Raw genomic sequence first — 21175 nt, 5'->3', positions numbered from 1 at the left:
GCAGGATGACTTTAGTGCGCTTGCACTTAGCGTTTGATCGTGCCGGTGACGTTTTCAGCTCGTAATTCAGGCCGGTCGGTCATGGTGACGCGCTCCGGCGCGATCACTGCGCCCGGCCGGACGCGTTGCAGGCCGTTGACGATGATGCGATCGCCTGAACTGAGGCCGTTGGTGACGACGCGCAGGCCATCGATGAGCGCGCCCAGCGTGACTTCGCGGTATTCAGCCTTGTTGTCGGCGCCGATGAGCATCACGAAACGCTTGTTCTGGTCGGTGCCGATGGCGCGCTCGTTGACCATCAGTGCGGGCCTGGTGTTGGCCTGGCCCATGCTCAGCCGGGCGAACTGGCCCGGCATCAGCCGGCCGTCCTTGTTGCCGAACACCGCGCGGACGCGAACCGTGCCGTTCTTGGCATCGACCTGGTTGTCGATGAGTTGCAAGCGGCCTTCGAAGGTCTCGTCGCTGGTCGCGGTGACCATCCGCACCGGAATGCGATCGATCTGCGACGTCAGATTTTTGGCATCGGCGCCGAGCGACTTGAGCGCGCGCGAAACGGCTTCTTCGTCGGCGTTGAAGCTGGCGTACATCGGGTCAACCGACACCAGCGTGGTCAGCACCGGCGCGCCGGGTCCGGCGGCGATGAGATTGCCGACGGTGATCTCGATCTTGCCGACACGGCCGGAGACTGGCGCGACCACCTCGGTGTAGCCGAGATTGAGTTTTGCGGACTGCAGCGCGGCTTGCGCGGCGCGCAGATTGGCCTCGGCCTCATGATAGGCGTTGATACGCTGATCAAGATCGCGCTCCGACACCGTGCGCGAGCCCCAAAGCTGCTGACCGCGCTCGTAGTCATTTTTGGTGAGCGCCAGCCGCGCCTGTGCGGCGACAACCTGCGCGTCAGCGCGGTCGACTTCGGCCTGGTACGGTGCGGGATCGATGGTGATCAGGCGGTCGCCCACATTGACCAGCGCGCCCTCACGGAAATGCACGGCTTGCACCGCGCCCGCGACACGGGAGCGGACCTCGACGCGTTCGACTGCCTCGAGCCGGCCGGAAAACTCGTCCCAGTAATTGGTCTCGCGGGGTTCGACGACGGCCACCGACGCGGGGGTCGCGGCCGGGACCGCATTGGCCGGGCTGTTCGAACGTGAGGTGGTCGAGGGGATGATCGTGAGGACGATGGTGCCGAGGACCGTCACCGCAGCCAACGCCGCCCCGGCCCCCAGCAGAGGCTTGCGAAAAGACAGACCAGCCATGGGATTTCTCCGAATTCCGAATTTTGTAACGTTCGCTACATATTGTTCGGTGGACGGAGACTGTCAAGCGACTTATATAGCGATCAATAAAAAACAAGTTTGGCTTGTGCCTAAAGTCACAGGCGACGAGGAATGCGACCATGAAAATGGGACGGCCCAGGGAATTCGACGTCGAGCTGGCGCTGGACAAGGCGCTGAACGTGTTCTGGCGCAACGGGTATGAAGGCACCTCCATCGCCGACCTGACCGACGCGATGGGTATCAATCCGCCGAGCCTCTATTCGGCGTTTGGCAACAAAGAGAAGCTGTTCCGCAAAGCGCTTGATCGTTACGTCCAACAGCGCACCAACTTCTGGAATGAAGCGCGCGAAAAGCCGACCGCGCGCGGCATGGTCGAGCATCTGTTGCGCGCCAGCGCCGATTTTCTCACCGATGAGTGCAATCCACGGGGCTGCATGCTGGTGCGGAGCGCTCTGCAATGCAGCGCTGCCGAAGAATCCATGGAGCGAGAGCTCGCGGCGCGGCGCGCCATGGGCGAAGTGATGTTGCGCGAACGTTTCGAGGCCGCCAAGCAGAGCGGCGAATTGCCCGCCGACTTCGCGACAGAAGATTTCGTCCGCTACATGATGACGGTTCTGGAGGGCATGTCGGTGCGGGCCGCGGCCGGTGCGGGCCGCGAGGATTTGTACAAGGTCGGCGACATGGCCATGAGGGCCTGGCCGGCCTGATCTCCGCCCTGCCCGACTCGTCAGCGCTGCACCGCTACGCTATAAGGCAAGCGAAGGCTGTGGGTGGCGATGTTTCGAAGGTTTCACCGGCGGGGCTGGCGTGGCGCGATTGGGATGATCGCGGCATACGCGCTCGTGCTGCAAGCCTTCCTCGCCTACAGCATGGCGACGCAAGCTGCCGCGCAGGACCCCGCGTCCTTCTCGGGCGCGTTTTTCGTCATCTGCTCGTCGCATGATGCATCTGATGCGCCGGACGGCGATCAAGCCAAGCTGAAGCTCAACACCCATTGCCCGATCTGCACGACTGCGAGCTTTGGTGCCGCGACCGTGCCTGATGTCGTCGCGCTGCCAGGGACGCCGGCAGCATTCTCGGTGCGCTTGGCGTTCGTCAGCGTCGACGCCTGCGTCGCCTATCATCAAGCCCGCGCCGGTCTCAGCCGCGCCCCTCCGCAGAACGCCTGAACCGCAACCGGTCCTTCCAGACCGATCCGATTCAAGCCGTTCTGATGGAGTCCATTCGTGCCACGACTGTACCTGTGGGGCTGCGCGCCGTTTGCGGCGATCGCGGCGCTGTGCCCTGTTCCTATAACATCTGCGTTCGCCCAGTCTGTGCCGCAAACCGAGCCATCGGTGACGCTGCCGAAGATCAACGTCCAGCGTCGCGCCAAGCCGCCGCGGCGGACGCAGCGTACCGCCCAGAGCCGACCGCCCGCGCCGGCCCGGCCTCGCCCTGCAACGCAGCCCACCTCTCAACCCGCGACCGCCTCGAACCTGGCCGGTCCGTCACCGGACAAGCAGCGCTTTCAACTGCCGCAGACTTCGGAAGGCATCACCGCCAAACGGCTCGAGCAGACCGTCAACATGGTCGACAGCGAAGACGCGGTGAAATATCTGCCAAGCCTGTCGCTTCGCAAGCGCAACGCCGGCGACAATCAGACCGTGCTGGCGTCGCGCGTCTGGGGGCTCAACTCCAGCGCCCGCACGCTGGTCTATGCCGACGATATCCTGCTCTCGGCGTTGATCGGCAACAACAACACCAATGGCACGCCGCGCTGGAGCATGATCTCACCCGAGGAGATCGCCTGGGTCGATTTCCTCTACGGACCATTCGCGGCGATGTATCCCGGAAACTCGATGGGCGGCGTGCTGAAGTTCACGACGCGGATGCCGAACAAATTCGAGTCGACGCTGAAGCAGTCGGAATCCTTCCAGAACTTCAGCCTGTACAACACCAACGGCACGTTCCGCACCGACCAGACCAATGCCTCGGTCGGCAATCGCTGGGGCGACCTCTCGGCGCTTGTCACGTTCAACTACCAGAACAGCTTCAGCCAGCCGCTCGGCTTTGCGACCACCACCAGCAATACGCTCGCGGGCGTGGCCGGCGGCCTGATCCAGCAGCCAAGCCGGACCGGCGGAGTGGCCAACGTGATGGGCGCGACCGGGCTCCTGCACACCGAGATGACGAACGTGAAAGGCAAGTTCACGCTCGACATCACGCCGTGGCTCACCGCCACCTACACGCTCGGCTTCTGGAACAACGACCAGTCGTCGAACGTGGACAGCTATTTGCGGGCTGCTGGAGGCGCAGCGACATTCGGGCCGCAGAACTCCAACAACCCGTTCGCCAGCGGCAGGTTCAATCTCAACCAGCAGAATCTCGCCAACGCGCTGGCGTTCAAGACTGACACCAAAGGCAACTGGGACTGGGACCTGGTCTTTACCCGTTACGACTATCTGTCGGACATCCAGCGCAACCCATTCAATGTCACCGGCAACGGGCTGGGCTTTACCGACACCGGCCGCATCACCCGGATGGACGGCAGCAACTGGACGACCGTCGATGCCAAAGGCATCTCGCGGCCGACAGGACCAAGCGGGCCTCACGAGGTGAGCTTCGGCTATCACTTCGACAACTACACGCTGATCAATCCTGTCTACAAGACCGGCAGTTGGACGGCCGGACCGGATTCATCGAGCCAGCTCTACAGCAACAGCCGGGGCGAGACCGAGACACAAGCGCTGTGGGTCCAGGACGCATGGCGCCTGGCGCCTATGTGGAAACTGACGACGGGTGGGCGCTTAGAACATTGGCGGTCGTTCGACGGCTTCAACCTGGTCACAGGCACGAACAACGCCGGCAACATCACCAGCGCGACGGGAATTGTCCAACAGGAGCTTGGCGCCACCCGCTTCTCGCCGAAGGGTGCGCTGAGCTTCGAGCCAAACAAGCAGTGGGAGTACACGGCATCGGTCGGCATCGCCAACCGCTTTCCGACCGTGACCGAGCTTTATCAGATCAACAATACGATTCCCGGTCTCGTCCAGAACCCCAATCCCAATCTCAAGCCGGAGCAGTCGCTCGTCACCGAACTTGCGGCGATCCGAAAATTCAACGACGGCAAGATCAGGCTTTCGCTGTTTCAAGAAAACACGAAAGACATGATCATCTCACAACAAGCCACCTTGCCGAACTCGACCACCCTTGCGTCGTTCAATATCAATGTCGACGAGGTGCGAAATCGCGGCGTCGAGCTTGCCGTGCAAAAGGACAACGTCTTCGTGCCGCGGCTCGAAATGTTCGGCAGCGTGACCTACGTGGACTCGGTGATCTTGAGCAATCCGTCCTTCGTGAGCACCACCGGCACCGCATCGACCGGAAAGATGGTGCCGAACGTGCCGAAATGGCGCGCCACCTTCGGCGCCACGTACCGGCCGACCGATGCATGGTCCTTCACCGTGGTCGGGCGCTATCAGAGCAAGATCTATTCGACGCTCGACAACACCGACAACGTCGCGCACGTCTATCAGGCGTTCGATCCCTACCTCGTGTTCGACTTGCGGGTCCAATACCAGGTCAGCGAACGAGGCTCGCTCGCTTTCGGCGTCGACAACGTTTTCAACGAGAAATACTTCCTGTTTCACCCGTTCCCGCAGCGGACCTATGTGGTGCAGGGCAAGCTGACATTCTGACGGCCGCGCACGAGGCCCAAAAGCTAAGGGCCCCTTGCGGGGCCCTTAAACCTCAACGTGATGACGTTGATCAGACCGCTTCCTTGACGGCCTTGACCGGCCGCGCACGGACGATCTTCCGCGCCGGCTTGGCCTTGAACATCATCTCTTCGCCGGTGAACGGGTTCTTGCCCTTGCGCGCCTTGGTGGCTGGCTTCTTCACCACAACGAACTTGGCGAAGCCCGGAACAACGAAGATGCCGGTCTTCTTCAGCTCTTTGTGGCCGACCTCCGTCAAGGTCTCCATCATGGCCTTCACGTCTTTCTTGGCGAGTTCCTGCAGTTCGGCGATCTTGGTGACCAGTTGCGACTTCGTCATATAGGCGGGCATTGTTGCTCCCATGGCATGAGTGATGACCCCACCTTATGGCGGAAAAAACCTATAAAAATAGGGGTCCAGTGATTCGCACACAGGATATTTGCGGTCAAACCGGGCTTTTTTGGCCATTTTTGCCGGCTTTTCCTCATTTTTTCGGCAGCACACCTCGCCAATCGAGCATTTTATGCGGCCCCGAGTCGGCATCCGCCGCACCGGCCTGCGGCCGCCCGACTCAGGTCCTCAGATGTTCGGCGGTCAGTTGCCGGTGATCTTGGCGGCCTTGATGATCGGCCACCACTTCTCGATCTCGTCCTTTTGAATCTTGGCCAACGCCGCGGGCGTCTGCTGGTCGACGGACGGAATCTCATAGGTCAGATTCAGAAGCTTCTGCGTCATTGCGGGATCGGCCAACACCTTCATGACCGCGGCGTTGAGCTTCGCGACGACGTCCTTCGGCGTCCCCTTGGGCGCCCAGAACCCGTTCCAGTTGGACACGTGATATCCCGGCAGGCCGGCCTCGTCGGCGGTCGGAATCTCCGGCGCCTGCGCAAGCTTATGATCGGCAAGCACCGCGAAGACCTTCAGCATGCCATTACGCATATACGGCAGGAACACAGTCGCCTGGTTGGTGGTGAGATCGATATGTCCGGCGAGCAGGTCCGCCAGCGCCGGCCCGCCGCCGCGGTAGTGCACCAATGGGAATTCGGTGTGAGTCAGATTCTGCAGCAGCACTGCGCCAAAATGGCCGCCGGTGCCGACGCCGGCCGTCGCCATCGAGACCTTGTCCTGATTGGCCTTCAGCCATGTCACCAGCTCAGCCAGATTGTTTGCCGGCAAATCCTTTCGCGCAGCGATGACATGGGAGTTGCCGGGCAGCAGAATGACCGGCTCGAAGTCGGTGACGACGTCGTAGGAGGTTTTCATGATCGCGCCGTTGGACACGAACGTGGTCCAGTTGCCGCACACGATGGTGTAGCCATCGGGAGTGGCGCGCGCGACGCGCTGCATGCCGATGGTCCCGCCCGCGCCGCTGACATTCTCGATGACGATGGGCGTACCGAGCTCCGCCTGAAGGCGTTCAGCAAACAGCCGCGGCAGCACGTCTGTCGCGCCGCCCGGCGCAAACGGCACCACGATGGTGATCGGCTTGCTGGGATAGGTGTCGGCGAACGCCGAGGAAACGCCGAGGACGCAAGCGAGCGCCACGACGAGAGCCGAGATCAGAGACTTCATTTTTAGATCCTTTTTGAGCCGACCGCTTGGCAATTCCCATGCCATTGGTTGGCCGCTTGGCCAATATCCGTTGCCATTACGGCACAGCATACCGGCCACACGAAAACCGGCTCAAAGCCGCAAATGCGCGCAGCAGGCGCGCCGGACAACGCGGCAAACGTCACCGCTCCTCCGCGGAAGGACGATGATCGCTCTTTGAGGATTCTGGAAAAATACAGCCGGTCTCAGGAACGGCGACGCGATGGTCGACCGCGAACTCCGCGCTGGCTCAACCTTTCGTGTCGCTGATCTGCTCGACGACGTGCACGATGCTGCGCCGTAGCGCGGTGCTCTCAATGGCCATGAAGGCCTTGATCAGCGCCAACCCATCGCTCGATGCGACGAACTCGTTGATATAGGCGGTCGAGGGGGCCGCATCGTGGGAGGCGGTGCGGCCCTTGGGCAATTCCTCGAAGAAGAACTGGGGCGGCACCTTCAAGATGTTGGCAATCTGTTGAAGCCGGCTCGCACCGATTCGGTTGGTGCCCTTCTCGTACTTCTGAACTTGCTGGAACGTCAGCCCGAGACCGTCGGCGAGCTTTTCCTGGCTCAAACCGAGCATCAAACGGCGCATGCGTACGCGCGCGCCCACATGCTTATCCGTCGGACTCGGAGACTTTGCCACGATTTTCCCTTTGAGCCTGCGTTCGATCGCCCCCGCGATGCCCCGCCCCGCCCCCTTGGACTCTTCGCCGCTGGCGACAATCCAAGAGTCGGTCGCGAGTATAGGCAGGTCCGAAGCTCTTGGCCAATGAGCGGCATTGGCCAAGATGTCAGGGAAAATACCATTCGGTATTGCAGCAGACCAATTGCTGCGCTGGCGTGAGACAACCCCGGGACGCGTCCGAAACCTGAACGCCTGGCTCAGCGCGCCGCTACGATAGGACTTGTGGCGGTGCGATTGTCACGGCCTCGTCTGCCAGCGCCGAGATGGCTTGCTCCAGAAGTACCGCACTGCGCATGCTGAGCTTGCGCACGTCCTCAAGGGCATAATGTAGGAAAACAATCAGCATCTGGGAGTCTGACGTCGTGTCTTCAGCGAACTTGGTATCGATGATGTTCATGGCTTTGCCCCATCGGTTTGGATGCCCATCCGCCGGCCCCCCGGCCGTACCCTCGCCGATTGAACAGGTCGATCGCTGGTCCTGCTCAATGGCGGTGTGATGGTAGGCTGCGCAGTCGGAGCTTTGTGTGAGCTAGGCCACACAAGACTCCAGCCGCGACCAGATAATGTTGCCAGAATTTACAGTCATTTTCGGTGATTGGCGGCGGACGACGCTGCATGACCCGACGCCAAGTGCGGGCGGCCGTCGGGCAAGCGGCGGTCATCACTTCGGTCTCGGTTCAATCCCGAAGCTGCCGGCGCATCTTCGAATACGAGCACGGCCGGTAAAGATTTCCGTTGGCACCGCAAGCTCCAGGCCGAGTTTCAGCCGGCTGTGGCTGTTTCGGGCGCGAGCGCCCCTGTTGACGGCGTTCGGTTTATTGCCTTCAACAACCCGGGTTGGGCCGCGCCGCCTTAGTCGTGCCGCCGCATATGGGATGAAATCGTTGATGACTCCGGAAGCGCAGCCAGCTTCGCAAAGCCGTGGCCCGGTGCTGGTCACGGGCGCCAGCGGATTTGTCGGCGCGGCCGTCGCGAACGTGTTCCGCCGCGAAGGCTTTCCCGTCCGCGTCCTGGTCCGGGCATCGAGCCCGCGGACCAATATCGATCCGGCCGACCAGGTCTTTATCGGCGACATGCGCGACCGGGCCTCGGTCGCGGGTGCGCTCAAAGGCACACGCTATCTCGTGCATGTCGCGGCGGACTATCGGCTCTGGGCCCCCTCGCCCGACGACATCATCCGCGCCAATGTCGAAGGCACGCGCATCATAATGGAAGAGGCGCTGCGCGCGGGTCTCGAGCGTGTGGTCTACACCAGTTCGGTCGCGACCTTCGATCTGCGCGCCGGCGGCATCGCCGACGAAACCCGCAAGCTCCCGGCCGACGCCGCGATCGGTGCCTATAAGCGCAGCAAGGTTCTGGCGGAGGACGTGGTCATCGACATGGTAGCGCGGGAGCGCCTGCCTGCCGTGATCGTCAACCCGTCTACCCCGATCGGGCCGCGTGACGTGCGGCCAACGCCGACCGGCCGCATCATCATCGAGGCTGCGTCCGGCCGGATGCCGGCCTTTGTCGAGACCGGCCTGAACTTCGCCCATGTCGAGGACGTCGCGGTCGGCCACCTCGCCGCGCTTCATCGCGGCGCGATCGGCGAGCGCTATATCCTCGGCGGAGAGAACGTGACACTGCGGCAGGTGCTGACCGACATCGCCTGGATCGTGGGCGGCCGGCCGCCGCTGATGAAGCTCCCTCGCGCCGTGATCTATCCGATTGCCTATGGCGCGGAGTTCGCCGCGCGCTTCACCGGCAAGGAGCCATTCGCGACGGTCGATGGGCTTCGCATGGCGCGCTATCACATGCACTTCGACGACACCAAGGCGCGCCGCGAGCTCGGCTACACGTCGAGGCCCTATCGCGATGGATTGGTCGAGGCGATCGACTGGTTCGCGGGCGCGGGCTACATGAAGCGCCCACGCGAACTGCGCAACGCCTAGCGCCAACTCTACAGGTCGGCGTAGCCGCCGAGCGCGATGTCGCCGCGTTTCACCAGCGCGACGGCTTCAGGCGTTGTGAGCGCCGCAAGTTCATCGGCATAGCGATAACCCGGAGCGTGGCCGGCGAAACCGCCGGCCGTCCCGGGATGCGTGTAGATTTCGGTGCGGCCTTCCGGCAAGTGCCGCAGTACGCCTTCGACGCGCGGCGCGGTCATTGCGCCCGACCAGGCGAGTCCGAACACGGCATCAGCGGTCTGCAAGCCTGCACGCCGCGCCGCGCGGCCGAGCAGCGACGCATAGGGCCCGGTGATCCAGGACACACCGATCGGCGCGGGTTCGATTTTCGCGAGCACGCCGCGCGGCTCGACCGGGACACGCAACGCGTTCATGCCATAGCGGCGGCCGATCGCGATGATGGCGCCGGCGATGGTCGGATGCAGGTGAAAGTGCTTGTGGGCGTTGACGTGATCGAGCGGCAGCCCGGTCGCCGCATAGGCTGCGAACTGCGCCTCGACTTCGGCAAGAAGCTGCGCCCGCGCCGCGGGCTTGGCGAAAATATCGAAGCCAAGCCGCGCCATATCGGTGCGGAAATACCCGGAGCTGTCGACGAGATCGGGGAGCTTTTCAGGCGGCAGCTTCGGCTCGCCTTCGACCAGCACGACATGCAGGCCGACACGAAGCTTCGGCAGCCGCCGGGCGCGCGCGACCGCGTCGGACGCGGCCGCTCCCGCCACCATCAGGCTCGCTGCGGAAAGAATGCCGTCGCGATGCGCGATCTCGACAGCCTCGTTGACCTCGAAGGCCAGGCCGAAATCGTCGGCCGTGACGACCAGACGCCTCAGAGCGCCGCCTCGCGGCGCTCTTTCAGGAACTGGAAGAACTCGACGCCTTCGCGCAGCCGGCGCTTCATCATCTGCGGCGAACGAACCATCTCGTTGACGATGGAGGCGATCTTCGGAGCCCGGAAGTAGAACTTCTTATAGAAGTCCTCGACCGAGTGGAAAATCTCGCTGTGGCTCAGATGCGGATAGTGCAGCGGCGCGATCTGGATGCCGTTCTCGTCGACCAGGTCCGCGTTGTTGGTGTCGAACCAGCCGTTTTCCTTCGCCTCCTTGTAGAGGTGGGTGCCCGGATACGGCGCCGCGAGGGAGATCTGGATCGTGTGCGGATTGATCTCGGTCGCGAACTTGATGGTCTGCTGGATCGTCTCCTTGGTCTCGCCCGGGAGGCCGAGAATGAAGGTGCCGTGGATCTTGATGCCAAGCTCGTGGCAGTCCTTGGTGAACTTCTTGGCGACGTCGATCAGCATGCCCTTCTTGATGTTGTGCAGGATCTGCTGATTGCCGGACTCGTAGCCGACCACGAAGAGCCGGCAGCCGTTCGCGGCCATTACCTCGAGGGTCTTGCGCGGCACATTGCCCTTGGCGTTACAGGCCCAGGTGATGCCGAGCTTGCCGATCTCGCGGGCGAGCTCCTCGACGCGCGGCAGGTTGTCAGTCAACGTGTCGTCGTCGAAGAAAATTTCCCTCACCTGCGGGAAGGCCTGCTTCGCGTATTTCAGTTCCTCGATCACATGACCGACGCTGCGGGTACGGTAAGCATGCCCGCCGACGGTCTGCGGCCACAGGCAGAAGGTGCAGCGCGATTTGCAGCCGCGCCCGGTATAGAACGACAGATACGGGTGCCGCATATAGCCGATGAAATAGTTCTCGATGACGAGATCGCGTTTGTACACCGGTGACACGAACGGCAGCTCGTCCATGTTGTGCAGGAGCTGGCGCTCCTTGTTGTGGACGATGCGGCCGTCACGGCCGCGATAAGACAGACCGTCAATGCTTCCGAAGTCGCGTCCCTCAGCGACTTCCTTGATGGTGAAGTCAAACTCGTTGCGGGCGACGAAGTCGAGTTCCTGGCAGGAATCCAGCGAGCCAGCGGCGTCGACCGCGACCTTGGCGCCGATCATCCCGACCTTAAGGTTGGGATTGGCGGCCTTTAGGGCGCGGACGGTCTTGACGTCCGATGAGAACGACGGCGTCGAGGTGTGAAGCACCACGAGATCGCGGTCCTTCACCTCCGGCAACACATCGGCGAGCGACAGCCGGTGCGGCGGCGCGTCGATGAGCTTGGAGCCCTCGACCATCGCGGCCGGCTGGGCGAGCCAAGTCGGATACCAGAACGATTTGATCTCGCGCCGGTTCTGATAGCGGGCGCCTGCGCCACCGTCGAAACCTTCGAACGACGGTGCTTGCAGAAACAGGGTCCTCATCATGGCGACGGCGTTCTCCGTTCAGGTAGCTCGGGTAGCATTGTTCCTTCGGACATCAGCGAGTAGCGACGTCCCTTCCAGCTCAAGTCGCGTGCCAGGAAGCCGGTGATAAACACGGCAAACGATAATAGATCACGCAGCGGGATGAGCCAATATGGCCGCGGCGGCAGGCCATAGCCGCGCTCTATGGCATAAATCAGGACAGCCCGACAGGCGAGCGCTCCAACCGCAAGGCAGATCGCGATTTCTTCGCCGCCCAGGCCCCAGGCGAACAGCGCCAGCGGGAACGAGTGCGTGATGATCCAGCCGGAATAACCGACCGGATCGACTAGGCGGATGGTCATGGCCCACCGCACCTCGTGCCGCCACAATTCGGCAAAAGATCGCTCGTCACAGACGTGGCCCACCGCCGAGTGCAGCAGCGAGACCGGTTCGCCCCGCGCGGCCGCCAGCGCCCCGATTTCGTAATCGTCGGCGAGGCAATCGGCGATCGCCTCGAAGCCGCCGATTGCGACAAGCGACTTCCGATGCAACGCGATGGTCGAGCCGAGGCAAGGCCGCGAAAGCGAGAAGCGCGCGCCGACCAGCACCCCCGGCAGGAAATGTCCATCGATGTTCAACTGGGCCAGCTTCGACCAGAAGCTGCCGGTGGAGATGCCGTAATACGGCGCGGTGACCACGCCACCTCGTCGTTCGAGCCTCCTGACCAGGCGCGACAGGTAGTCCGGACGCACGCGGATGTCGCTGTCGGCAAGAACGATGATGTCATGCGCGATGCGCGCGCTCATGTTGATGAGGTTGGAGACCTTTGGATTGGTTCCGTGGACGGTGTCGTCGACCACCACCTCCAGCACCTTGTGCGGATACATGGCGCGAAGCTGCTCGACCGCAGCCAAGGCGGCATCGTCGGCGCGTGACACGCCGAATACGATCTGCACCTCACCGGAATAAGTCTGGTCGCAGAATGACGCGAGATTTTCGAGGAGGCCCGGCTCGTCACCGTGCAGCGGCTTGAGGATCGTCACGGCCGGTTCGGCGCGGCCGGTCGGTCGCGCTGGACGCGGACCGGGCGGCGCGAGCGCCGCACCAAGCGCCATGTAAAGTAGTCCAGCCGAGGCGGCGGCGAACAACGCAATCAGCACGAGGTCCTGGAACATTGTCGCCTACGCCCGTTCCTTCTGTTCCTGCGCACGACCGCGGTCGTGGAAGTGCCAGCCTTCTATGGCCTGCCAGGCGATCAGGCCAGGCACGCCCAGCACCAGATCCGGCAGGCGCTTGACCAGCGACAGCGCAAGCGCGGCCTCGGGTGGTACGCCGAAAATCGCGCAAAGGATGATCAGCCCCCCCTCTTGAGCTCCGAGCGCGCCCGGCACCGCGAAGGCCGCACCGCGCACCGCGTGCATCAGGCTCTCGATCAGCACGGCATCGCCGAAGTCGATCGAGTAGCCCATGAAGGTGAGCACGATCCAGATTTCAAGCGCGCCGACGAACCAGCCGCCGAGATGCCAGATCACGCTTTGAATGAGGCCACGTCGATACGCGTAAAACCTATCGAGGCTGGCAAACAGATTGTCGATCGCACCAAAGGCTGCCCACTGACGGTCGCCGGCAACCGCGCCGAGCACCCACTTCACGAGCCGCTGGCCTTGCTCGCCCTGCATCAACACGAAGCCGCCGAGCGCCGGCAGCGCAAGCGCAAGCCCGATGGCAATCGGCCAGACGATGAGTTCGTTGCCACCCATCGCGATCAGCAGCACAAGACCGATCAGCGCAAACACCAACTGACTCACCGCCTGCATCAGGACGTCGACGATGACGCTGGCCGCAGCGACTGTTCCCTTCACGCCACGCAGCGCGAGGCAGCGCGCGCCGATGAAGTCGCCGCCGATCTGAGCGAGCGGCAGCAGCGCGTTGGCGCCTTCGCGCACGAAACGCAGTCCCATACAGAGCAAGACCGACGGCCGCAGATCGACCGGAAACAGCAGCCACCAGCCCGCCCCGGCGATCGCCACGGCGGCAGCCCGGACGAAGACGACCAGCAGCGCCGCCCAGCCGGCGCTGACAATCGCTTCGCCGACATGGTCGGCGCCGTACCACACCGTCAGTCCGACCAGCACCAGCATGCCGGTAAACCACACGATCAGTGTGGCCTGCTTAGCGCTGGGCATCTGACTCACTCGATTTCATGCGGGGATGGACTTCCTGTTCGCGAAGCTAGGCCGCTTCGTCTTTGAGCGCTTGATCGATGGCCTGTCGGCATTCGCGCAATTCGTGCAAAGCGCTTTGCAGCTTGCGGACATTCTCACGGGACAACTGCGGCGCAGCCGGCGCAGTTGCTGATTTCGCGTTCGATTCCGACTCTTCGGCAGCTTCGGCTTCGGCGTCCCTGCGTCCGGATGCCGCGCCCTTGAATAGTCCTAGCAGCGTGCGCGGTGCCTCTTCCTGCTCCGACCCGTCTTGGGCGTCGGTTTCCGCGTCTTCATAAGCTGCATCCTCTGCGGCTTCGGCCGCAGGTTGTGCCGCGCTCGACTGCCAAACCGCCTGGACGAACTTCGGTCCTTTCTCCTTGTCCCGGAGAACGTTTTGCACGCCTTCAATGCGCAAACACTGCGTGTAGAGCAGGTATTTGATGCCCTTCAGCAGGTCGACGTCGTCGGGGCGGTAGTAACGGCGCCCGCCAGCCCGCTTCATGGGCTTGATCTGTGGAAACCGGCTTTCCCAAAAACGCAGGACGTGTTGCGGGATGTCGAGTTCGTCAGCGACTTCACTAATGGTGCGGAAAGCGTCTGGCGCTTTTTCCACGGCCCCCGTGCCCCTTTGTCCATTTGTGTCTGAATTGCCCGCCTGTCCTGGCGGCCACAATTCGTATTATCCCGGACTAGCCTTCGCCGCCGGAGTTGTTGATGCGTTGCTTCAAGATCGCCGAAGGTTTGAACACCATCACGCGCCGCGGCGAAATGGGAACTTCCTTGCCGGTCTTGGGATTGCGTCCGATTCTCTGACCCTTTTTACGAACCACAAAAGAGCCAAATGAGGACAGTTTCACCGTTTCGCCCTGTTCAAGGCATTTGGTGATCTCGTCCAATACCAGCTCGACCAGTGCTGCCGACTCTGTCCGCGACAGACCGACCTTCTGGTAGACCGCCTCGCACAAGTCAGCCCGTGTAATCGTTTTGCCCGACATCGCCAGCCCCAGTGAAGGCGACTATATCCCGCTGAATTTCCAACGATATTAGCCTGGGTTTACCCGGTCAACGACGGCAACATCGCGTTCCCCGGCATTTGCCGCAACAGTGTGGCGCGGCGGCAACTATGGGGACCGGCCCGCGTTTCCGACGAAAATTCGGCTCGCAATGTCGCAATTGCGATCCGAAACAGGCCGAAAACCGGATTTGTGCGGCCCGCACCTACCACCGGATCAGCGCCGATCCCCAAGTGAAGCCACCTCCCATCGCTTCCAGCAGAACCAGATCGCCCTTCTTGATGCGGCCGTCACGAACCGCGGCGTTGAGCGCGAGCGGGATCGACGCCGCCGAGGTGTTGCCGTGCTGGTCGACTGTGATCACCACCTTCTCAGGCGCGATACCGAGCTTATGGGCGCTGTCGTCAATGATGCGCTTGTTGGCCTGATGCGGCACGAACCAGTCGATGTCGGAGGCGGTGTAACCGGTTGCACGGAAAGCATCCTCGATCACATCGGTGATCATCGCCACCGCGTGCTTGAACACCGCGCGGCCTTCCATACGCAGATGGCCCACCGTCATGGTCGACGACGGTCCGCCGTCGACATAGAGCTTCGACTTGTGCCGGCCGTCGGAGCGCAAATGCGTGGTGAGAATGCCGCGGTCGGTTTTTTCGCCCGGCTGCTGCTGCGCCTCGACCACCACGGCACCGGCACCGTCGCCGAACAGCACGCAGGTGGTGCGGTCCTTCCAGTCGAGAATGCGAGAGAAGGTTTCGGCGCCGATCACAAGCGCGCGCGTGTAGGTGCCGGTGCGAAGGAGCCCGTCGGTGATGGACAGCGCATAGACGAAGCCTGAGCAGACAGCCTGCAGGTCGAACGCCGCGCCGCGGGTGATGCCTAGCCCGGCCTGCACCGTGACGGCGGTGGCCGGGAATGTGTTATCGGGCGTCGAGGTGCCGAGCACGATCAGATCGATCGTTTGGGGATCGACATGGGCGTTGGCAAGCGCTGCCTTGGCGGCCTGGATCGCGAGATCCGAAGTGAGCTCGCCGTCAGCCGCGATGTGGCGCTGACGGATGCCGGTGCGCTGCACGATCCACTCGTCGGTGGTGTCGACTTTGGCTGCAAGTTCCTGGTTGGTGAGCACCTGAGCCGGCAGCGCGCTGCCGCAGCCGAGAATGACTGAACGCAGCATCGTCACGAAGCCGCTCCGCCGGCGGCCTGCGCCGTCATGTCCTGGTGATGCCGGTCGACGGTCTCGCCGATCTTGGCCAGCAATTCCTCACGCACCATTTCGTATCCCACGTCGATCGCAGCCGCGAAACCCTCCGCGTCCGTACCACCGTGACTCTTAATGACAACGCCATTCAGTCCCAAGAAAACACCGCCATTCGATTTGCGTGGATCCATCTTGTCGCGCAGCATCCGGAACGCCGGCCGCGCCAGCAAATAACCGAGTTGCGACCAGATCGATTTCTTGATCGCGCCGCGCAGATATTCAGCGAACTGCTTGGCCGTGCCCTCTGCGGCCTTGAGCGCAATGTTGCCGGCAAAGCCTTCGGTCACCACCACGTCGGCTTTGTGTCGTCCGATGTCATCGCCCTCGACAAATCCGACATAGTCGATGTGGGGGATCGGCTGCTCCCGCAGAATGCGGCCCGCTTCGCGCACCGCTTCGAGGCCTTTGACCTCTTCGACCCCGATGTTGAGAAGCCCTACGGTCGGGCGGTCGAGATCGAACAACACCCGCGCCATGGCGCTGCCCATCACGGCCATGTCGCACAGATGTTCGGCGTCGGCGCCGATCGAAGCGCCGAGATCGAGCACGATGCATTCGCCCTTGAGCGTCGGCCAGACTGCGGCGATCGCGGGCCGCTCGATGCCCGGCATCGTGCGCAGGTGAAACTTGGCCATCGCCATCAGCGCGCCGGTGTTGCCGGCCGAGACGGCGGCGTCCGCCTCACCTTTTTTGACGGCGTCGATGGCAAGCCACATCGACGATTTCCAGCGGCCGTTGCGCAGCGCCTGGCTCGGCTTGTCGTCCATCCGGACTGCGACATCGGTGTGCACGAGCTTGGAGTTCGCCTTGAGCCGCGGGTGCGAGGCCAGCAGCGGGTCGATCTTGGCCTGGTCACCGAACAGGATGAAGGTGCTGTCGGGATGCCTGGCCAACGCCAGTTCCGCCCCCGAGACGACCACGGAGGGGCCATGGTCACCCCCCATGGCGTCGAGCGCGATACGGATCGTATTGGACATGCTTGGACCTGATCGGCGGCCTGAACAGCGATTGGAACTGCGCTTAAGGTCGACGCCGAAACCCTGCCCCCACGGCCGTGACCGGATGAAATTTCACCATACCTTGCCGGCTGGGGGCCACACCAGTGGGCAAAAATCGGCGGATTTGAAGCATTTTCGGGTGAAAACGGCCGAATCAATGGCCTTTCGACCCTGGATCTTTCTTCAGGGCAGCGAGCGCCGCGAACGGATGGCTCGCCGGATCGCGTGCGACTGGCTCATCGAACACAGCACCTTCTTTCCTCGGGTAAGGATCAATTCCGAGGTTGAGGAACTCGGTCGCGATGATGCCGAGGTCAACCGTCCCATTGACCAAGGTCTCCGGCGGCTCCTCGCCTTCGAACGAATGGGACCCCTCCTCCGCACCGGATGCGGCTGCCCCTACAGGTTCAGGCCGGAAAAACAGCTCCACCGGCTCGTCGATCTCGGTTTCGATCGGCTCAAGCGTCACCACGCAATTCTGAATCACAGTCGCGGTGACGCGTCCTTCGAGACGCAAGCTGTCGGCGCCGCGTCGCGCGAGATCGAATGTGGCAACCAAGCGCGGCAGCGCAACCAGGCCGGCCTCCTGCGCGATGGCGTCGCGCGTGGCCTCGTCCGGAACGAGTTCGACATGGCGTCCGGTATCGGGCACTTCGGCCACCGTGACCGGCACGCTCCACGGCCCCTTGGCCGCCTCAATGGACGGATTTTCCACAGTTTTGTGCGTGTCGCCGGACCTGGAAATCTTCCCTCTGTTGGTCCGGCCGGGTGGCGCTCGATCTTTCATGGCTAGACTTTCTACGGTCGCCGGCTTTCTGCGGTTGATTTCGGGTCTGGAAACTCGAATCCGGCAGTCACAATCGCGTCGGCGTTTTGCTGCTCAAGACGCGTGGCTGCCTCCCTCATATAGGCAGCAAGCCGTTTCACGCCGAGGGTCGGCTCCGACGCACCAAACACATTCCGTGCGACTGCGGCTTCGAGCGTCGACGGATCGTCGTCCGCGAGACCGCTCTCATAGACCTTGCTGCGGCCGTAATAGGCCTCGCCGACCTTCTGCATCCGCTTGGGTACCGTGAGGTCGCCGACCCCCATTTCACGGAAGTTGGCGTCCATGTCTTGCAGAAAACGGTCGAACAGCCGCTGGCCGGCGGGCGGCAGCGCGCCGTGCGCTTTGGTGATCTGGCGAAGCACCAGCACGAGGTGCAACAGGATCATGTCGAGCCGGCCGTCGACCGTGTCGGGCACGCCGTAATCCCGGTAAAATTCGGGACTTCGGGCCTGCGCCACGATCATGCCATAGAGGGCGTCGATCTTGCCGCTCTGGGACGCGCGGCGAAAGGGGAGCGAAATCATAGGGTTCGCTGAGACGGTGACGGCTGCGTTAAGCTGTTCGTTGCACTTTCGGGATACCTCGGGTACGCCCGCTCACGCCCTGGATGCAAGCAAAATGACGGCAACGAGCCTTCGACCGATGAAACGCGCACGTCTGCGGCCCTTGTGGGCCGCCGTGGCCTTGGCTGCGACCTTGACGCTGGGTGGCTGCGACAGCTTCACCCAGGTCTATCAGCGCGGCTATGTGCTGCCCGAAGGCGCGCTCGAGCAGGTACCGCTGGGCGCCACCCAGGATCAGGTGCTGATCGTGCTCGGCACGCCCTCGACCGTCGCGACCGTCAGCGGCGAGGTGTTCTATTACATCTCGCAGCGCGCCGAGCAGAAGCTCGCCTTCATGCCGCAGACGGTGACCAACCAGCGCGTGATTGCGGTCTATTTCGACAAGCAGCGCCGCGTGCAGCGCATCGCCAACTACGGCCTCAAGGATGGCCGCGTGTTCGATTTCGTCGCGCGCACCACGCCGAGCGGCGGTACCGAGTTGAACTACCTCAACTACATCTTCTCGATCACCAAGCCGATCGGCTCGTAATTCCGCAAACACCACGGGCGTGTTTCACATCGTCCGACTGCAACAAAAAGCCCCGCGGCTCACGCCGCGGGGCTCTTTCTTTGCGGTGAGCTGACGCTTAGCCGTGCGCGAGCACGGCGAGCAGCAGCAGCGCCACGATGTTGGTGATCTTGATCATCGGGTTCACGGCCGGCCCCGCGGTGTCCTTGTAGGGATCGCCGACGGTGTCGCCGGTCACCGCGGCCTTGTGGGCGTCCGAGCCCTTGCCGCCGTAGTGACCGTCTTCGATGTACTTCTTGGCGTTGTCCCAGGCGCCGCCGCCCGAGGTCATCGAGATCGCAACGAAGAGACCGGTCACGATCACGCCGAGCAGCATCGCGCCGACCGCCGAGAATCCGGCCGACTTGCCGGACGCACCGCCGCCCGCGACGAAGTAGATCACGTAGTAGACGACGATCGGCGACAGCACCGGCAGCAGCGACGGGATGATCATCTCCTTGATCGCGGCCTTGGTGAGCATGTCGACGGCGCGGCCGTAGTCCGGCTTGCTGGTCCCCTTCATGATGCCGGGGTTTTCACGGAACTGCCGACGCACCTCTTCGACGATCGCGCTGGCGGCACGGCCGACCGCGGTCATGCCCATCGCGCCGAACAGGTACGGCAGCAGGCCGCCGAACAACAGGCCCGCCACGACGTACGGATTGTTCAGCGAGAAGTCGAGCGAGACGCCGCTGAAGTACTTGTGCTGCGCCGACTGCGCGATGAAGAACTTCAGATCTTCGTTGTAGGCAGCGAACAGCACCAGCGCGCCCAAGCCCGCCGAGCCGATGGCGTAGCCCTTGGTGACCGCCTTGGTGGTGTTGCCGACCGCGTCGAGCGCGTCGGTCGACTTGCGGACCTCCTTCGGCAGTCCCGCCATTTCGGCGATGCCACCGGCGTTGTCGGTGACCGGGCCGAACGCGTCGAGCGCGACCACCATGCCGGCGAGCGCCAGCATCGTCGTCACCGCAATCGCGATGCCGAACAGGCCGGCCATGCCGTAGCAGACCAGGATGCCGGCGATGATCACGATCGCGGGCAGCGCGGTCGCCTCCATCGAGATGGCGAGGCCCTGGATGACGTTGGTGCCGTGGCCGGTGACGGACGCGGCCGCGATCGACTTCACCGGACGATAGTCGGTGCCGGTGTAGTATTCGGTGATCCAGATGATCAGGCCGGTGACCACGAGACCGACCACGCCGCAGAGGTAGATCGTGGTGCTCGTGAAGCTCAAGCCGGCTGTGGTCTTCAGCTCGATACCGAAACCGAACAGGAACTGCACTACGCCCGCAATACCAATGAGCGACAGGACCGCTGTGACGATCAGGCCCTTGTACAGCGCGCCCATGATCGACTGGCTGGCGCCGAGCTTCACGAAGAACGTGCCGACGATCGAAGTGATGATGCAGATGCCGCCGATGGCGAGCGGCAAGATCATCATATTCACGAGATACGGCGTGCCCGAGAAGAAGATCGAGGCGAGCACCATCGTGGCGACCGTGGTCACCGCGTAGGTCTCGAACAGGTCGGCTGCCATACCGGCGCAGTCGCCGACGTTGTCACCGACGTTGTCGGCGATGGTCGCTGGATTGCGCGGATCGTCTTCCGGAATGCCGGCCTCGACCTTGCCGACGAGATCGCCGCCGACGTCCGCACCCTTGGTGAAGATGCCGCCGCCGAGACGGGCGAAGATCGAGATCAGCGAAGCGCCGAAGCCGAGCGCCACCAAGGCGTCGATCACGGTGCGCGAGTTGGTGGCAAGGCCCATCGAGCCGGTCAGCACCCAGTAGTAGACGGAGACGCCGAGCAGCGCCAAGCCGGCCACGAACATGCCGGTGATGGCGCCGGCCTTGAAGGCGAGTTCGAGACCGCCAGCCAGCGAGCTGATCGCGGCCTGTGCGGTGCGCACGTTGGCGCGCACCGAGACGTTCATACCGATGAAGCCGGCGACGCCCGAGAGCACCGCGCCGATGGCAAAGCCGATCGCGACCAGCCAGCCGAGCATGTAGCCGACGATCAAGAAGATCACGACGCCGACGATGCCGATGGTGGTGTATTGGCGCTTAAGATAGGCTTGCGCGCCCTCGCGCACCGCGCCCGCAATCTCCTGCATCTTGGCGCTGCCCGCGTCGGCGCTCAGCACCGACGTGATTGCCCAGATGCCGTACGCGACTGCAAGCAGACCGCATACGACGATCAGTCCCAGAGCTGTCATTGGTATCCTCGATTGAATGAGGGGGTCCGGACACGGCCCCCCGTCCCGGCAGAATGTGGCGCGATATTTGCCAAAAAGCCGTCATGGACGCAACGCCGGATGTGGCTAA

At 63.0% G+C, this 21175-nt stretch carries 21 protein-coding genes; 5 read left to right on the top strand and 16 right to left on the bottom strand.

Annotation, left to right across the window (positions count from 1 at the left end; all coding sequences use genetic code 11):
* Nucleotides 1-26 precede the first annotated feature (26 nt).
* Nucleotides 27-1256, bottom strand: coding sequence for an efflux RND transporter periplasmic adaptor subunit (locus RHPLAN_RS20395; protein ID WP_068021319.1), 1230 nt, complete (start codon nucleotides 1254-1256; stop codon nucleotides 27-29).
* Between the two features lie 140 nt (nucleotides 1257-1396).
* Between RHPLAN_RS20395 and RHPLAN_RS20390 the strand changes: the two genes are divergently transcribed.
* The 3 genes from RHPLAN_RS20390 to RHPLAN_RS20380 all read left to right on the top strand — a co-directional run bounded on the left by RHPLAN_RS20390 (nucleotide 1397) and on the right by RHPLAN_RS20380 (nucleotide 4957).
* Nucleotides 1397-1984 carry a TetR/AcrR family transcriptional regulator gene (locus RHPLAN_RS20390; RefSeq protein ID WP_068021317.1) on the top strand — a complete coding sequence of 196 codons (588 nt, stop codon included), beginning with the start codon at nucleotides 1397-1399 and terminating at the stop codon, nucleotides 1982-1984.
* A gap of 114 nt (nucleotides 1985-2098) precedes the next feature.
* A complete protein-coding gene (locus tag RHPLAN_RS20385; protein ID WP_068021315.1) occupies nucleotides 2099-2446 on the top strand; it encodes a DUF2946 family protein in 348 nt (115 codons plus the stop codon).
* Between the two features lie 57 nt (nucleotides 2447-2503).
* A complete protein-coding gene (locus RHPLAN_RS20380) occupies nucleotides 2504-4957 on the top strand; it encodes a TonB-dependent receptor (protein ID WP_084245255.1) in 2454 nt (817 codons plus the stop codon).
* Nucleotides 4958-5027: 70 nt separating this feature from the next.
* Here RHPLAN_RS20380 and RHPLAN_RS20375 read toward each other — a convergent pair whose 3' ends face one another.
* From RHPLAN_RS20375 to RHPLAN_RS20360, 4 genes are all read right to left on the bottom strand, one after another.
* Complete coding sequence (locus tag RHPLAN_RS20375) at nucleotides 5028-5327, bottom strand: HU family DNA-binding protein (RefSeq protein WP_068021311.1); 300 nt, start codon at nucleotides 5325-5327, stop codon at nucleotides 5028-5030.
* A gap of 243 nt (nucleotides 5328-5570) precedes the next feature.
* Complete coding sequence (locus RHPLAN_RS20370; protein ID WP_068021309.1) at nucleotides 5571-6548, bottom strand: Bug family tripartite tricarboxylate transporter substrate binding protein; 978 nt, start codon at nucleotides 6546-6548, stop codon at nucleotides 5571-5573.
* Nucleotides 6549-6816: 268 nt separating this feature from the next.
* Complete coding sequence (locus RHPLAN_RS20365; RefSeq protein ID WP_068031573.1) at nucleotides 6817-7215, bottom strand: helix-turn-helix domain-containing protein; 399 nt, start codon at nucleotides 7213-7215, stop codon at nucleotides 6817-6819.
* Between the two features lie 247 nt (nucleotides 7216-7462).
* Nucleotides 7463-7651 carry a hypothetical protein gene (locus tag RHPLAN_RS20360; protein WP_068021307.1) on the bottom strand — a complete coding sequence of 63 codons (189 nt, stop codon included), beginning with the start codon at nucleotides 7649-7651 and terminating at the stop codon, nucleotides 7463-7465.
* Between the two features lie 490 nt (nucleotides 7652-8141).
* Between RHPLAN_RS20360 and hpnA the strand changes: the two genes are divergently transcribed.
* Nucleotides 8142-9185: a hopanoid-associated sugar epimerase gene (hpnA, locus tag RHPLAN_RS20355; RefSeq protein WP_068021305.1), complete on the top strand. Its 1044-nt coding sequence runs from the start codon at nucleotides 8142-8144 to the stop codon at nucleotides 9183-9185.
* Between the two features lie 8 nt (nucleotides 9186-9193).
* Here the strand turns inward: hpnA and hpnK are convergent, their stop codons facing one another.
* The 10 genes from hpnK to RHPLAN_RS20305 all read right to left on the bottom strand — a co-directional run bounded on the left by hpnK (nucleotide 9194) and on the right by RHPLAN_RS20305 (nucleotide 18265).
* Nucleotides 9194-10027, bottom strand: a complete 834-nt coding sequence (gene hpnK / locus RHPLAN_RS20350) for a hopanoid biosynthesis-associated protein HpnK (protein WP_068021303.1) — start codon at nucleotides 10025-10027, stop codon at nucleotides 9194-9196.
* Nucleotides 10024-11451, bottom strand: coding sequence for a hopanoid biosynthesis associated radical SAM protein HpnJ (gene hpnJ / locus RHPLAN_RS20345; RefSeq protein WP_068021301.1), 1428 nt, complete (start codon nucleotides 11449-11451; stop codon nucleotides 10024-10026). The genes hpnK and hpnJ overlap by 4 nt, the downstream gene beginning before the upstream one ends.
* Nucleotides 11451-12608, bottom strand: a complete 1158-nt coding sequence (gene hpnI / locus RHPLAN_RS20340; RefSeq protein ID WP_068021299.1) for a bacteriohopanetetrol glucosamine biosynthesis glycosyltransferase HpnI — start codon at nucleotides 12606-12608, stop codon at nucleotides 11451-11453. Before hpnI ends, hpnJ begins: the two co-directional genes overlap by 1 nt.
* Before the next feature lie 6 nt (nucleotides 12609-12614).
* Entirely contained in the window at nucleotides 12615-13619 is a 1005-nt protein-coding gene (locus tag RHPLAN_RS20335) for a flippase-like domain-containing protein (protein WP_068021297.1), read from the bottom strand.
* 46 nt (nucleotides 13620-13665) lie between these two features.
* On the bottom strand, nucleotides 13666-14253 hold the full coding sequence (locus tag RHPLAN_RS20330; RefSeq protein WP_068021295.1) for a MerR family transcriptional regulator: 588 nt from the start codon (nucleotides 14251-14253) through the stop codon (nucleotides 13666-13668).
* Nucleotides 14254-14329: 76 nt separating this feature from the next.
* Nucleotides 14330-14641 carry an integration host factor subunit alpha gene (locus tag RHPLAN_RS20325; RefSeq protein WP_068021293.1) on the bottom strand — a complete coding sequence of 104 codons (312 nt, stop codon included), beginning with the start codon at nucleotides 14639-14641 and terminating at the stop codon, nucleotides 14330-14332.
* A 217-nt stretch (nucleotides 14642-14858) separates the two neighbouring features.
* Complete coding sequence (locus RHPLAN_RS20320; RefSeq protein ID WP_068021291.1) at nucleotides 14859-15836, bottom strand: beta-ketoacyl-ACP synthase III; 978 nt, start codon at nucleotides 15834-15836, stop codon at nucleotides 14859-14861.
* Nucleotides 15833-16891 carry a phosphate acyltransferase PlsX gene (gene plsX, locus RHPLAN_RS20315; protein WP_068021289.1) on the bottom strand — a complete coding sequence of 353 codons (1059 nt, stop codon included), beginning with the start codon at nucleotides 16889-16891 and terminating at the stop codon, nucleotides 15833-15835. Before plsX ends, RHPLAN_RS20320 begins: the two co-directional genes overlap by 4 nt.
* 175 nt (nucleotides 16892-17066) lie before the next feature.
* Complete coding sequence (locus RHPLAN_RS20310) at nucleotides 17067-17627, bottom strand: YceD family protein (protein ID WP_237179870.1); 561 nt, start codon at nucleotides 17625-17627, stop codon at nucleotides 17067-17069.
* An 83-nt stretch (nucleotides 17628-17710) separates the two neighbouring features.
* Nucleotides 17711-18265, bottom strand: coding sequence for a ubiquinol-cytochrome C chaperone family protein (locus RHPLAN_RS20305; protein ID WP_068021287.1), 555 nt, complete (start codon nucleotides 18263-18265; stop codon nucleotides 17711-17713).
* 118 nt (nucleotides 18266-18383) lie between these two features.
* On the opposite strand from RHPLAN_RS20305, the gene RHPLAN_RS20300 reads away from it, so the two are divergent.
* Nucleotides 18384-18833, top strand: a complete 450-nt coding sequence (locus RHPLAN_RS20300) for an outer membrane protein assembly factor BamE (protein WP_237179869.1) — start codon at nucleotides 18384-18386, stop codon at nucleotides 18831-18833.
* Nucleotides 18834-18930: 97 nt separating this feature from the next.
* On the opposite strand, the gene RHPLAN_RS20295 is transcribed toward RHPLAN_RS20300, so the two are convergent.
* Nucleotides 18931-21066: a sodium-translocating pyrophosphatase gene (locus RHPLAN_RS20295; RefSeq protein ID WP_068021284.1), complete on the bottom strand. Its 2136-nt coding sequence runs from the start codon at nucleotides 21064-21066 to the stop codon at nucleotides 18931-18933.
* Nucleotides 21067-21175 lie beyond the last annotated feature (109 nt).

This window comes from Rhodoplanes sp. Z2-YC6860 (assembly GCF_001579845.1).
GTDB lineage: Bacteria > Pseudomonadota > Alphaproteobacteria > Rhizobiales > Xanthobacteraceae > Z2-YC6860.
Note: the sequence above shows the minus strand (reverse complement) of the source record. Positions and strands in the feature narration are given on the sequence as shown.

Bases quoted from the DNA above. Each gene is read 5' to 3' on its own strand.
- RHPLAN_RS20395 (WP_068021319.1), bottom strand. From the start codon at position 1,256: ATGGCTGGTCTGTCTTTTCGCAAGCCTCTGCTGGGGGCCGGGGCGGCG.
- RHPLAN_RS20390 (WP_068021317.1), top strand. From the start codon at position 1,397: ATGAAAATGGGACGGCCCAGGGAATTCGACGTCGAGCTGGCGCTGGAC.
- RHPLAN_RS20385 (WP_068021315.1), top strand. From the start codon at position 2,099: ATGATCGCGGCATACGCGCTCGTGCTGCAAGCCTTCCTCGCCTACAGC.
- RHPLAN_RS20375 (WP_068021311.1), bottom strand. From the start codon at position 5,327: ATGCCCGCCTATATGACGAAGTCGCAACTGGTCACCAAGATCGCCGAA.
- RHPLAN_RS20370 (WP_068021309.1), bottom strand. From the start codon at position 6,548: ATGAAGTCTCTGATCTCGGCTCTCGTCGTGGCGCTCGCTTGCGTCCTC.
- RHPLAN_RS20360 (WP_068021307.1), bottom strand. From the start codon at position 7,651: ATGAACATCATCGATACCAAGTTCGCTGAAGACACGACGTCAGACTCC.
- hpnA (WP_068021305.1), top strand. From the start codon at position 8,142: ATGACTCCGGAAGCGCAGCCAGCTTCGCAAAGCCGTGGCCCGGTGCTG.
- hpnJ (WP_068021301.1), bottom strand. From the start codon at position 11,451: ATGAGGACCCTGTTTCTGCAAGCACCGTCGTTCGAAGGTTTCGACGGT.
- hpnI (WP_068021299.1), bottom strand. From the start codon at position 12,608: ATGTTCCAGGACCTCGTGCTGATTGCGTTGTTCGCCGCCGCCTCGGCT.
- RHPLAN_RS20335 (WP_068021297.1), bottom strand. From the start codon at position 13,619: ATGCCCAGCGCTAAGCAGGCCACACTGATCGTGTGGTTTACCGGCATG.
- plsX (WP_068021289.1), bottom strand. From the start codon at position 16,891: ATGTCCAATACGATCCGTATCGCGCTCGACGCCATGGGGGGTGACCAT.
- RHPLAN_RS20305 (WP_068021287.1), bottom strand. From the start codon at position 18,265: ATGATTTCGCTCCCCTTTCGCCGCGCGTCCCAGAGCGGCAAGATCGAC.
- RHPLAN_RS20300 (WP_237179869.1), top strand. From the start codon at position 18,384: ATGAAACGCGCACGTCTGCGGCCCTTGTGGGCCGCCGTGGCCTTGGCT.
- RHPLAN_RS20295 (WP_068021284.1), bottom strand. From the start codon at position 21,066: ATGACAGCTCTGGGACTGATCGTCGTATGCGGTCTGCTTGCAGTCGCG.